The sequence below is a fragment of the Janthinobacterium violaceinigrum genome (assembly GCF_009208555.1).
Taxonomy (GTDB): Bacteria; Pseudomonadota; Gammaproteobacteria; order Burkholderiales; family Burkholderiaceae_D; genus Janthinobacterium; species Janthinobacterium violaceinigrum.
This window is the reverse complement of the sequence record NZ_WFLI01000066.1, coordinates 1-12,647: the sequence shown is the minus strand read 5'-3', so window position 1 is coordinate 12,647 and position 12,647 is coordinate 1. Positions and strand designations below refer to the sequence as shown.

Sequence of the window (12,647 nt, the reverse complement as noted above, 5' to 3'; positions counted from 1 at the left end):
CGCCGCGCGCGCCCGCGCCGCCGGCCGACAGCGTCAAAGTGATTACGGGCATGGACACGCGCGTCCAGCAATTTTAAAAAGACCAGAACCAGGGATAGTTGATGACCTCATTTCGTACCCATATCGCCCGGCCCCGCTTGAGCCTGGCCCTGGCCCTCGGTGGCTTGGCGGCGAGCCTGCTGTGGCCGTGCGGCGCCGGTGCCGCGCCCCCCTTGCGCAAGGCGGATGGCGCCGGCAAGGTGGCCGAGGCGGCGGCGCCGTTGTCGCTGGGCGCCGATATTGCCAGGCTGGGGCCGCCGATTCGCCTGTCCGTCGGCAAGTCGACCCTGCGCAGCCTGACGCGTGCCGTTTCGCAGATCGCCGTCAACGATCCCAAGGTGGCGGGCGCCAGGCTGCTGGGCAGTTCCAGCGAGCTGTATATCTGGGGCCTGGCGCCGGGCAGCACCAATCTGATTCTGTGGGACAAGGATCACCGGCCCGTGATCGTCGATATCGAAGTGGGCGTCGATGCCGATGGCTTGCAGGCGCAGCTGGCGCACGTGTTCCCGCGTGAAACCGATCTCAAGGCCAGCTCGGCCGGCGGCGCGATCGTGCTGACGGGCATGGTTTCGGACGCCGTCAAGGCCAGCCAGATCGTGGCCATGGCCACGGCGTTCGCGCAGCGGGGCGGCGGCGAAGGGGCAACGCCCGCTGGCGCCGGGCTGGCCGTTGGCGCGCCGGCGCCCGGTCCCGCCGGCGGCGCGGGCGTGAGCGTGATCGACATGCTGACCGTCGCCGCGCCGCAGCAGGTGATGCTGGAAGTAAAGATTGCCGAAGTGTCCAAAACCCTCGTCGACCAGCTGGGCGCCAGCATCGGTGCGCGTGCCAGCAGCGGCAACTGGACTTACAGTTTCCTGTCGAATTTGTTGAGCGGCAATCCCAGCATGATCGATGGCTTCAACGGCAAGAATGGCAACTTCCTCACGCTCGATGCGCAAAAGCGCGATGGCCTCGTGAAAGTGCTGGCCGAACCGAACATCATGGCCATCAGCGGCCAGGAGGCCAGCTTCCTGGCCGGCGGCAAGATCTACATTCCTGTCTCGCAAGACAGCGCCACCAACAAGATCACCCTGGAAGAAAAGGAATTCGGCATTGCCGTCAAGTTTACGCCCACCGTGCTCGACGGGGGGCGCATCAACCTGAAGGTGGCGCCGGAAGTCTCTGAGCTCAACAAGGACGGCATCGGCATCACCACGGGCGGCACGGCCGGCAGCGCCATCCTGCCCGCCTTTACCACGCGGCGCGCCACCACGACCGTGCAATTGTTTGATGGACAGAGCTTTGCCATCGGCGGCTTGATCAAGAACAACGTGACCACGAATATCAAGGCGCTGCCGATGCTGGGCGAGATCCCCGTGCTGGGCGCCTTGTTCCGCAGCAGCGATTTCCAGACCGACCGCACGGAGCTGGTGTTCATCATCACGCCGCACCTGGTCAAGCCGCTGGCCGGCGACTACGCGCTGCCGACGGATGCCTACGTGGCGCCCAGCCGCGCGCAATTCTTCCTGCAAGGGAAGATGGAAGGCACGCCCAAGGCGCCGCCGGCAGCCGGCACACAACCGGGCGCCGCGGCGGCGACCGGCTTTGACATTCAATAGGAGAGTGAGCATGCAGCGTCCTCCATTCCTTCCCCTGCTATGCGTGCTGCTGGCGTCGTTGGCCGCCAGCGGCTGCGGCACTACGCCGCGCCTGGACCGCCAGTTTGGCCGCAGCGTCGACTTGCTGCGGGCCCAGCAAGTGATCAACCCGCAGGCAGGGCTGAACCGCGACCCCGTGGCTGGCCTCGACGGCAAGTCCGCCGCGGCCGCGTACCAGGCGTATCAGAAGACCTTCAGCACGCCCGTGCCCCAATCGAGCACCTTGACGATCGGCGTGGGCGGGCGCCAATGAAGATGTCACCGTTACCACAGAACAGGCTAGCCATATCGTGAAAATCGCCATCCTATCCCGCGATGAAAAAGCCTTGGCCGAGCTGAGCCGGCTGGTCGGCAACCGCAACCCAGCCGATGACGTCGATGCCCGCAGCGGACCGCTGGAGCAGCTGTACTCGGCACAAGAGCTGCCCGACGTGCTGATGTTCGACCGGCCCGGCAACGACGGTGCCGACCTGGCCGCCATCGAGCGCCTGAGCAACCAGTTTCCCCGCCTGGCCGTCATCGTGCTGAGCCCGCAGCATACGCCCGAGTTCCTGCTGCAAGCCATGCGTGCCGGCGTGCGCGAAGTGTTGCCGTCGCCGGCCGCCGCCGCCAGCATCTACCCGGCGCTCGAGCGCATCGAGGAAAAGCTCGAGCGGCGCGACAACGGCAACGGCAAGGTGCTGGCCTTCATTTCCTGCAAGGGGGGCAGCGGCGCCACCTTCATCGCCACCAACCTCGGCTATGCCCTGGCGGCCAGCGGCCACAAGCGCGTTGCCCTGCTGGACCTGAACCTGCACTTCGGCGATGCCTCGCTGTTCGTCTCCGAAAACAAGCCGCTGGCCACCCTGGCCGACGTGACGCGCGACATCCACCGCCTGGACCCCTCGTTCCTGGCCTCGAGCATGCTCAATGTCTTGCCCAATTTCAGCGTCCTGGCGGCGCCGGAAGACCCGGCCCATGCCAGCGAAGTGCAGCCCGAGCATATCGACGCCATCATCAAGCTGGCGCGGCGCCAGTACGACTTCGTGGTGCTTGACGTGGGGCGCAACCTCGATGCCGTCAGCGTGCGCGCGCTCGACCATGCGGACCTGATCTTCCCCATCCTGCAGACGACCTTGCCCTACATCCGCGACGGCAAGCGCCTGCTGGGCATGTTCCGCTCGCTGGAATACGACAAGGACAAGGTGCGCCTGATCGTCAACCGGCATGACAAGGGCGGCGAAATCCGCCTGCAGGACCTGGAAGCGGCATATGGCACGGCAATCGACCGCACGGTGCCGAATCACTATGCGTCGGCCGCCGCGTCGGTCAACCAGGGCATGCCGATCTTGCAGCTGGATAAGAACAGCCCCATCACGCGCTCGCTGCAGGAGTTTGCCGCCAGCCTGACGGGCGTCAGCGCCGAGCCCGTGCGGCAAGGCTGGCTGCAGCGTGTGCTGCAGCGCGCCTAATTTCATTCGAACAGGAACCCTCCATGGCCACCTCTCCCGTCTCCAGCCTGTCGATCCGCGAGCGCCTCGGCAACGGCAAGATCGCCACCTTGACGCCGCAGCGCGCGCCGTCCATCGACAACCGCAGCTACCGCGAGCTGAAACAGCGCATCCATGCGCTGCTGCTCGAGCGCGTCGACCTGGAAAGCATGCAGCGGCTGACGCAGGAACAGATCCGCGACGAGCTGCGCACCCTGGTCGAGCGCCTGCTCGACGAGGAAGCCGTGGTCATCAATGACATCGAGCGCAAGAACCTGACGCGCGACATCCGCAACGAGATGCTGGGTTTTGGTCCGCTGGAAATCCTGCTGGCCGACCCGACCGTGTCGGATATCCTCGTCAACGGCCACCAGCAAGTGTATGTGGAGCGGCGCGGCAAGCTGGAGCTGACGGAAGTCGTGTTCAACGACGATGCCCATCTGATGAAAATCATCGACAAGATCGTTTCGCGCGTGGGCCGCCGCATCGACGAGTCGAGTCCCATGGTCGATGCGCGCCTGCCCGACGGTTCGCGCGTGAACGCCATCATCCCGCCGCTGGCCATCGACGGGCCCGTGATGTCGATCCGCCGCTTTTCCGTCGATCCCCTGCGCCTGGCCGACCTGGTCGCCTACACCAGCATGACGGCCGAGATGGCCGAGGTGCTGCAGGGCCTGGGCAAGGCAAAGATGAATATCCTCATTTCCGGCGGCACGGGCAGCGGCAAGACCACCATGCTCAACGTCATTTCCGGCTTCATCGGCCATACGGAACGCATCGTCACGGTGGAAGACGCGGCCGAGCTGCAATTGCAGCAGCCGCACGTGGTGCGCCTGGAAACGCGGCCCGCGAATATCGAAGGCAAGGGCGAAGTGTCGCAGCGCGCGCTGGTGCGCAATGCGCTGCGCATGCGTCCCGACCGCATCATCCTGGGCGAAGTGCGCGGCGCCGAAGCGCTCGACATGCTGGGCGCCATGAATACGGGCCATGAAGGCTCGATGGCCACCATCCACGCGAATACCCCGCGCGACGCCATCACGCGGCTGGAAAACATGATCAGCATGGCCGCCGCCAACCTGCCCAGCAAGGCCATCCGCCAGCAGATCAGCTCGGCCATCTCCGTGGTGGTGCAAGTGTCGCGCCTGATCGACGGCAAGCGCAAGGTCACGTCGATCCAGGAAATCACGGGCATGGAGGGCGATGTCATCACGATGCAGGAAATCTTCAGCTTCAGGCAGACGGGCGTGGGGGAGAGCGGGGCCGTCGTCGGGTATTTCTCGGCCAGCGGCATCCGTCCCCGTTTCCTGGAGCGCCTGAAGAGCTTTGGCATCGGCATTTCCAGCACGGTATTCGAGCCGACCGGTTCCGGGCGCTGACGCGGCATGGGCTATCTCGCGTATCTGGTGTTTGTGCTGGTTTTCCTGGCGGTCATGCTGCTGGTGGGCGCCGTCTATTTCAACTGGCAGTCGCGCGGCGCGGGCGCCGGGCGCGTGGCGCGCCGCCTGCTGGCGATGAACACGGCCAGCGACGACGCGCAGAAGACCGTGTCCATCACCAAGGAGCGGCTGCTGAGCTCGCATGCGGGGGTGCAGGGCTTGCTGGAATGGCTGCCCGGCGTGGCCACGCTGGACCGTTTGCTGTTGCAGTCGGGTAAGAACTGGAATGTGGGCCAGCTGCTCGGCTACAGCCTGCTGGCCTGGCTGCTGGGCCTGGTGCTGGCCACGGTCAGCCCCTTGCCCTGGTATCTGCGCCTGCTGCTGTGCTTTGCCTGCGGGGCGCTGCCGTTCCTGCTCGTGACCCGCGCCAAGGCCAGCCGGCAGGCGCGCATCGAACTGCAGTTGCCCGATGCGCTGGACATGATGAGCCGCGCCATGCGGGCCGGCCATGCCTTTCCCACGGCCCTGAAAATGGTCGGCGACGAGATGACGGGGCCCCTGGCCGATGAATTCCGGGCCGTGTTTGACGAAGTCAATTTTGGCGTGTCGATGGCCGATGCCCTGTCGGGCCTGGCGGCGCGCGTGCCCAGCACGGACTTGCGCTATTTCGTCATCGCCGTGCTGATTCAGCGCGAAACGGGCGGCAATCTGACGGAATTGCTTGGCAGCATTAGCGCCATCATCCGCGACCGCCTTAAATTGATGGGCCAGGTGCGCGTGCTGTCGGCCGAGGGGCGCATGTCGGCCTGGGTGCTCGGCTCGCTGCCGTTTGCCGCCGCCCTGATGATGCAGCTGACCAATCCGGAATTCCTCTCCGTGCTGTACCTCGACAGCGGCGGCCGCAAGATGGTGGGAATGGCCCTGGCCATGCTGGCGATGGGCGTCCTGGTGATCCGCAGAATCGTGCGGATCCGCGTGTGAGGCCATGAAATGAAGCAATTGACAGGACAGAAGGTGGCACGATGAGCGGCATGCAGGTGGGTCTGTTGGCGGTGTTGTTCCTGATCGTATTCGGCATCGTCCTGGTGCTGGCGCGGCTGTTCGCGGGCAATGCGGTGCAAGTGCGCCTCGATGCCCTGGACGTCAGGAAGGCCGATACGGGCAGGGCGCGCCGCACGAACCAGCGCTGGCTGGCGCGCCTCGTCAGCCTGACGCGCCCGCTGGCCAGGCTGTCGCTGCCCGAAGAGGGCTGGGAGGATTCGCCGATCCGCATCCGCTTCATCAATGCGGGCTGGCGCAAGAGCGCCGCGCCGGCGCTGTTCTACGCAGCCAAGACGGGGCTGGCGCTGCTGTTCCCCCTGCTGGCCTATCTGCTGCTGCGGCACGGCGATTACAACCTGTTCCTGTGGCTGGTGCTGGCCGCGGCCCTCGGTTATTACCTGCCCGGCTTCTGGCTCAAGCATTGCCTGAAAGAGCGGCAGCGCGAAATCTTTGAAACCTTTCCCGATGCGCTGGACCTGATGACTGTCTGCGTCGAAGCGGGCCTGGCGATGGATGCCGCGCTGGCGCGCGTGGCGCAGGAAATCGGCATGAAAAGCGTGATCCTGGCCGAGGAATTGCAACTGGTGACCCTGGAATTGCGCGCCGGCAGCGCCAAGGACAAGGCCTTGCGCAACCTGGCCCTGCGCACGGGCGTGGAAGACGTCGATGCGCTGGTGACCCTGCTGATACAGGCGGAGCGCTTCGGCACCAGCATCGCCGCTTCCTTGCGCGTGCAATCGGACGAGCTGCGCACCAAGCGGCGCCAGCGGGCCGAGGAAACGGCTGCCAAGATCGCGCTCAAGCTGTTGTTTCCCCTGATCTTTTTCATTTTCCCATCCCTGCTGGTGGTGCTCATGGGCCCCGCCTTGCTGCAGATCCGCCGCGCCCTGCTGCCCGCGATGGGCGCCCTGTGACGCTGCGCTGGCTCAGGATGGCCGTCTGGTGCCTGCTGGCGTGCCTGCTGCAGGGTTGCGCGGCCACGGACCCTGCACCGCACTGGCAGGTAAGCGGCGTGCAGCGCATCGGCCATTCGGCCGGCCAGGATGCCGCCACGTATTTTGAACTGGGTAAATTTCATCAGGCGCGGGGGCAGCTGGCGCTGGCGGCCGACGCCTATGCCGCGTCGATCGCGCTGGAGCCGCAGCAGCTGGCTGCGCGCAATGCACAGGCCGTGCTCGACGCGCGCCAGGGCCGGCTGGAGCAGGCCGCGAAAGCGCTGCTGGCGCTCGTGCACGACTATCCCGAGGCCGCCCAGCCCAGGAACAATCTCGGCTATGTGTACTACCTGCAAGGGGAGCTGGCGCTGGCGGCCGGCATGCTCGAACAGGCCGTGGCGCGCGCTGGCGGCGCGGCGCTGGCGCGCAACAACCTGCAGCTGGTGCACGCGGGACAGGCAGCGGCGCTGGCGCAAACGGCGGCCGCCACTGCGCCAGTTGCGGCGGTTGCGCCGGAGCAGGCAGCCGCGGTTGAAATCATCAACGGCAATGGCATCCGCGGCATGGCGGCGCAGGTGCGCCTGCGCGTGCGGGCCCAGGGCATGGCCGTCAGCCGGCTGGCGAACCTGCCCGGCTTTCGCCATGCCCGCAGCCAGATCCTGTATGCGCCCGGCAACGCGCGCCAGGCGGACGCCTTGCGGCTCGCCCTGGCGCAGCGGGGGGGAACCATGCAGCTGGTGCCGGTGGCCGGCCTGGCGCGCGGCGCCGGCATCCGCGTGGTCCTGGGGCGCGACCAGGCTTGAACACAGTTACACATTATCAGCAACAAAATAACAGGGAGAAGTGCATGTATGGATTGACGAGTAACGGTTTGCCGGCGCGCTGGGCGCTGTGTCTGGCTGCCGGCACGGCAGCGGCCTTGCTGGCCGGCTGTGGCGGTGGCGGTTCCGGCAGCAGCGATTGCAGCACCTTGGACCCGAACCGCAACCCGAACCTGCCCGGCTGCGTGGTGCCGCCCGTCACGCCGGTGGTTCCCGTCACGCCCGTCGTGCCCGTGCCGGCGACCCTGGCGCTGAGCCTGAAGGACGGGGCCGGCAAGGCGACGACGTCCGTGAGTCCCGGCAACAGCGCCACCGTGCAAGCCGTTGTGAAGGATGGCAGCGGCGCCGTGCTGCCGGGCGTCCTGCTGACCTTGAACAGCAGCGACAAGAGCGCCGTCTTCACCCCGGGGGCGGCCAGCGCCCTGACGGACGCGAACGGCGTGGCCAGCATCGTTGTCGCGCCTGGCAGCCAGGGCGGCGCTTTTGCGCTGGTGGCCAGCGCCACGGTCAATGGCAGCGTGTTGACGTCGAGTATCAATTACACGGTGGTCTTCCCGACCTTGACCCTGGGCAGCGTGGGTGTCGCTCCGGCAACCCTGTCGGCGGGCGGCACGGCAGGCCTCAGCGTGACGGTGATGAGCGGCGGCACTGTGTACGCGCCGGTGCAGTCGGTCGTCTTCAGTTCGCCTTGCGCCAGCGCCGGCAAGGCGGCCATCAGCAGTCCCGTCAACACGGTCAACGGCGTGGCCAGCACCTCGTACATCGACAAGGGCTGCGGCGCGCCTGACGTGATCACGGCCAGCACCGTCTTCAATGCCACCACCGTGAGCCAGGCCGGCACCCTGACGGTGCAGACGGCCAGCGCGGGCCAGATCGGCTTTGTCTCGGCCCTGCCGCAGAACATCGCCCTGAAAGGCACGGGCGGGGCGGGGCGGCAAGAGTCGTCCATCGTCACCTTCAAGGTGCTCGACCGCAACGGCAATCCCGTCAGCGGCCATGTGGTCAATTTCGCGCTCAACACGACGGCGGGCGGCCTGAGCCTTAATCCGGCGCAATCGAGCAGCGGCGCCGACGGCAGCGTCAGCACCACGGTAGCGTCCGGTACCGTGAACACGCCCGTGCGCGTCACGGCCAGCCTGCAAGGCAGCAGCCTGTCGACGGTGTCGGACCAGCTGGTGGTTTCCACCGGCATTCCCGAGCAGGACAGCTTTACCCTGACCACGTCCATGTTCAATACGGAAGGCCGCGATTATGCCGGCTGCGCCGCGCCGGTCGGCGCCAGCATCACGGTGCGCCTGGGCGACCATTTCCACAATCCCGTGCCCGATGGCACGGCGGTCAGCTTCACGGCCGAAGGCGGCACCATCGATGCGTCCTGCCTGACGGGCCTGGTCAACACCACCCTGACGGATGGCACGGTCATCACGCAGAAGGGCATACCGGGTTCGTGCTCCGTGCGTTTCTGCGCCGGCAATCCCCGTCCGCCTGACGGCCGCGTGACCATTCTCGCGTATGCGCTGGGCGAGGAAAGCTTTGCCGATACGAATGGCAACAATCTGTTCGAGCATGGCGAAAACTATGTCGACCTGGGCGAACCGTTCCGCAATGACCGCGCCATCGTGGGCCGCAATGCCAATTTCCAGGATGACGCCTACAGCAAGGACAATGCCGTGCGCGCGGACGGCGAGCCGTATATCGATTCGAACGGCAGCGGCAGCTGGGATGCGGCGGGCGACAAGCAGTACAACGGCGTGCTGCGCGCGGCGTCCAGCGTCAATACCACGGCCGCCAACACCGTGCATATCCGCCAGGCCCTGGTGCAGGTGCTGTCCGGCAGCAAGGCGCGTTTCACGCCCCTGGGCGCCCCATCGATCGACCTGGACAAGTGCGTCGACGGCACCGTGTTTGCCAACCCGGTCCACACCTTCCAGCTGGCCATCCGCGACGACAATGACACCGTGTTTGCCATCAACAGCAAGGACGTGACCGGGCGGGCCTACGACTTGCCCGGCAATCCGCTGCCGGCCGGCACCACGATTACTTTCTCGGCGAGCAATGGCAGCATCGTCAGCGGCAACAGCTTTGTCGTGCCCAGCATCGACAGCGCCGGTTCCGCGAACTGGATCTATCCCGTGCAGATGATCAGCGACGTGACGCAGATCGGCACCGCATGCCAGCCCAACAGCGTGCGCAACGGCCTGCTGACGGTGCGCGTGCAAACGCCGAATGGCGTGGTGACGACGACGCAATACGCCGTCAGCGACTGACCGCGGCAAGCCCGGGCAAAAAAAAGCTGCCGGAGTTTCCTCCGGCAGCTTTTTTTACGTCAGCCTGCGTCTGGCAATCAGGCGAAAGGCGTCAGCAGGGTGATCATCTGGCCAAAGATCTTCGGGCTGGCGGCGATGACGTCGCCCTTGTACAGGTAGTCCGATTCGCCGCTGAACTCACCGACGATGCCGCCCGATTCCGTGATCATCAGGGCGCCGGCAGCGATATCCCAAGGCTTCAAGCCTTTTTCGTAGAAGCCGTCCAGGCGGCCGCAAGCGACGTAGGCCAGGTCCAGCGCGGCCGAGCCGGCGCGGCGCACGCCCTGGCTGCGTTCGCCCATGATCGCGTACATCTTCAGGTATTCGTCCAGCGCGCGGGCGCTGCCGGCCACGTAGCCGGTGCCCAGCAGGGCGTTCGAGATACGGTCCAGCTTGGTGACGCGGATGCGTTTTTCGTTCAGGTAGGCGCCGGCGCCCTTGGTGGCCGTGAACAGGTCGTTGCGTACCGGATCGTAGATGACGGCTTGCGTGATGACGCCGCGATGCGCGAGCGCGATCGAGATGCAGTATTGGGGGAAGCCGTGGATAAAGTTGGTGGTGCCATCGATCGGGTCGATGATCCACTGATATTCATTCTCGTCGTGCGAGTTGGCGGAAGCTCCCGATTCCTCGCCCAGGATCGCGTGATCCGGGTAGGCTTTGGACAGCACCTCGATGATGGCCTGTTCGGCCGCCTGGTCGACGTCGGTGACGAAATCGTTATGTTGTTTTTCCGTGACGACGACGCGGTCGAGGTCGAAAGAGGCGCGATTGATGACGGCGGCGCCGCGGCGGGCGGCTTTGATCGCCGTGTTGAGCATTGGGTGCATGTGAGCTTCCGTTAAAAGCACGCGACCGCCCATGGCCGCCTTGCGGCGCCGGTACGGTAGAGTGCAAGAATGAATTAAAGAGCGGAGCGGTGCCGAAGTGGTTAAAATCCCGGCCTGGAATCAGCGTTTTGTGACTCCGTTTCCCGAAATTTCCTGTATCGATACCGCGCAATAGCGCTATTTTAAATGAATCTGCCCGAAATCAACACGTCTCTTTTCAAACGCCTGCGATTTATTCTTGTCGAAACTAGTCGCTCTGGCAACATTGGCGCCGTCGCCCGCGCCATGAAAACGATGGGTTTTTCCGATCTGGTGCTGGTCAACCCCCGTTTTCCCGATGCCTTGACGGATGCGGAAGCGGTGGCCTTCGCCAGCGGCGCGCAGGATATCTTGTCCGGCGCGCGCATCGTCGGCTCCATCGCCGAAGCGCTCGAAGGCTGCAACTACGCGGCCGCCGTTTCGGCCCGCCTGCGCGAATTCTCGCCGCCCGTCACCACGCCGCGCGCGATTGCCGGCCAGCTGGCTGCCGGTACAGAGCTGCACGCGGCCGTCATCTTCGGCAACGAGCGCTTCGGCCTGCCCAACGAGATTGTCGAGCAGTGCAATGTGCTGATCAACATCCCCGCCAATCCCGAGTATTCCTCGCTGAACCTGTCGCAGGCGGCGCAGGTGGTCGCCTATGAATGCCGCGTGGCCGCCCTCGAGGCGGCGGGCGAAGTGCCGGCGGCCAGCGCCATCGGCTTCCATGGCGACGCGGCCAGCCTGGCGCAGATCGACGGCATGTATGCGCACCTGGAACAGGCGCTGGTGGCCATCGATTTCCTCGACGCCGACAATCCGAAAAAACTCATGCCCCGTCTGAAACGCCTGTTTTCGCGCACGGGGCTGGAGACGGAAGAAGTCAATATCCTGCGCGGCATCGCGCGCCACATCCTGGCGGTGGCGAAAAAAGCGCCATGATCGAGACGCGGCTGCTGCGCCAGTTCATCGCCGTGGCCGAGGAGCTCAATTTCCGCCGCGCGGCCGAACGGCTGCACATGGCGCAGCCGCCCCTGTCGCAGGCGATCCTGCGGCTGGAAGACTTGCTCGGCTACCCCGTATTCGAGCGCACCAACCGCAAGGTCAGCCTGACGCCGGCGGGCAGCGCTTTCCTGGCCACGGCCCGCCAGGTGCTGGCCAGCCTGGACGAGGGCGTGGCCGCCACGCGCCGCGTGGCGCAGGGCATCGAAGGCCATCTGCGCCTCGGTTTCATCCACATCACGCCGTATGCCCACGTGCTGGCGGCCTTGCGCGCCTTCCGCGCCGCTTCGCCCGCCGTGCAATTCACCTTGCGCGAAGCGTCGACGCAGCAGCAGGTCGAGTGGCTGGAGCGGGGCGAGATCGATATCGCGCTGCTGCGCGCGCCGGGACGCAGCACGCCGGGACTGCGCTTCGAGCGCCTGTCGGGCGAAGACATCGTCATTGCGCTGCCATCGGGCCACCGCTGCGCGGGGCAGGCGAGGGTGGACCTGGCGGACCTGGCCCTGGACGATTTCGTCGCTTCGCCGCGCGAGCTGGGGCAGGGCTTTCACGATCAATTGGCCAGCCTGTGCCTGCACGCGGGCTTCGTGCCGAACGTGGTGCAGCAGGCGCGCCGTTTGCAAACGGTGCTGGGCCTGGTGGCGGCCGGTTTCGGCGTGGCCCTGCTGCCGGCCAGCCTGGCGGCGTCCATGCCGGCGGGCGTCGTCATGCTGGCGCTGGCAAGTAGCGCTCCGGAGCCGCTGCGCCAGCTCGATCTGTACATGGCGTGGGACCCGCGGCGCGCGTCTCCCGTGCGCGAGCGGCTGCTGGTGCAATTGCGGCAGTCCTCCCTGCAGTGAGACGTTGAAAGTCTCGTTTCAAGATAAATAAGATATTTTACAGATGGTCATTGCGGGGCCAGCATGGCGTTTTGATTGCCAGGAACTGCCATGTCCTTCGTTTCATCGCGCAGCAATGCGCTGCCGTCCGCCGCGCTGCCACTCTCCATTTATCTGCTTTCCCTGTGCAGCTTTGCCTTTGGCCTGTCCGAATTCATCGCCGCCGGCTTGCTGACGCCGATGGCGCGCGACCTGCACGCCAGCGTGGCGGCCGCCGGCGGCGCCATTGCCGCGTATGCGCTGGGTGCGGCCATCGGCGCGCCCGTGCTGACGGCCATGCTGGCGCGCCGGCCCA

General features: G+C 65.9%; 11 protein-coding genes and 1 pseudogene. 11 read left to right on the top strand and 1 reads right to left on the bottom strand.

What is annotated here, in order from left to right; genetic code table 11:
- Positions 1-101: 101 nt before the first annotated feature.
- From GCN75_RS28185 to GCN75_RS28150, 8 genes are read left to right on the top strand one after another with little or no spacing between them, the layout of a single operon-like run.
- Positions 102-1,637, top strand: a complete 1,536-nt coding sequence (locus GCN75_RS28185) for a type II and III secretion system protein family protein (protein ID WP_152285294.1) — start codon at positions 102-104, stop codon at positions 1,635-1,637.
- Between the two features lie 10 nt (positions 1,638-1,647).
- A complete protein-coding gene (locus GCN75_RS28180; protein ID WP_193317696.1) occupies positions 1,648-1,929 on the top strand; it encodes a pilus assembly protein in 282 nt (93 codons plus the stop codon).
- 37 nt (positions 1,930-1,966) lie between these two features.
- The gene (locus GCN75_RS28175; RefSeq protein WP_152285293.1) at positions 1,967-3,127 is read left to right on the top strand and encodes an AAA family ATPase; all 1,161 of its coding nucleotides are present in this window, start codon (positions 1,967-1,969) and stop codon (positions 3,125-3,127) included.
- 23 nt (positions 3,128-3,150) lie between these two features.
- A complete protein-coding gene (locus GCN75_RS28170) occupies positions 3,151-4,521 on the top strand; it encodes a CpaF family protein (protein WP_193317695.1) in 1,371 nt (456 codons plus the stop codon).
- Positions 4,522-4,527: 6 nt separating this feature from the next.
- Positions 4,528-5,502 (top strand): type II secretion system F family protein, encoded by a 975-nt coding sequence (locus tag GCN75_RS28165; protein WP_152285292.1) that lies wholly within the window; start codon positions 4,528-4,530, stop codon positions 5,500-5,502.
- A 41-nt stretch (positions 5,503-5,543) separates the two neighbouring features.
- Positions 5,544-6,476 (top strand): type II secretion system F family protein, encoded by a 933-nt coding sequence (locus tag GCN75_RS28160; protein WP_152285291.1) that lies wholly within the window; start codon positions 5,544-5,546, stop codon positions 6,474-6,476.
- On the top strand, positions 6,473-7,300 hold the full coding sequence (locus tag GCN75_RS28155) for a LytR C-terminal domain-containing protein (protein ID WP_152285290.1): 828 nt from the start codon (positions 6,473-6,475) through the stop codon (positions 7,298-7,300). The genes GCN75_RS28160 and GCN75_RS28155 overlap by 4 nt, the downstream gene beginning before the upstream one ends.
- Before the next feature lie 44 nt (positions 7,301-7,344).
- Positions 7,345-9,585 carry an Ig-like domain-containing protein gene (locus GCN75_RS28150; RefSeq protein ID WP_152285289.1) on the top strand — a complete coding sequence of 747 codons (2,241 nt, stop codon included), beginning with the start codon at positions 7,345-7,347 and terminating at the stop codon, positions 9,583-9,585.
- Positions 9,586-9,662: 77 nt separating this feature from the next.
- On the opposite strand, the gene GCN75_RS28145 is transcribed toward GCN75_RS28150, so the two are convergent.
- A complete protein-coding gene (locus GCN75_RS28145; protein WP_152285295.1) occupies positions 9,663-10,445 on the bottom strand; it encodes an inositol monophosphatase family protein in 783 nt (260 codons plus the stop codon).
- Positions 10,446-10,640: 195 nt separating this feature from the next.
- Between GCN75_RS28145 and GCN75_RS28140 the strand changes: the two genes are divergently transcribed.
- From GCN75_RS28140 to GCN75_RS28130, 3 genes and pseudogenes are all read left to right on the top strand, one after another.
- Positions 10,641-11,414, top strand: a complete 774-nt coding sequence (locus GCN75_RS28140) for an RNA methyltransferase (RefSeq protein ID WP_152285288.1) — start codon at positions 10,641-10,643, stop codon at positions 11,412-11,414.
- Complete coding sequence (locus tag GCN75_RS28135; RefSeq protein WP_152285287.1) at positions 11,411-12,313, top strand: LysR substrate-binding domain-containing protein; 903 nt, start codon at positions 11,411-11,413, stop codon at positions 12,311-12,313. Before GCN75_RS28140 ends, GCN75_RS28135 begins: the two co-directional genes overlap by 4 nt.
- Positions 12,314-12,403: 90 nt before the next feature.
- A pseudogene (locus GCN75_RS28130) lies at positions 12,404-12,647 on the top strand (MFS transporter); the annotation flags it as partial.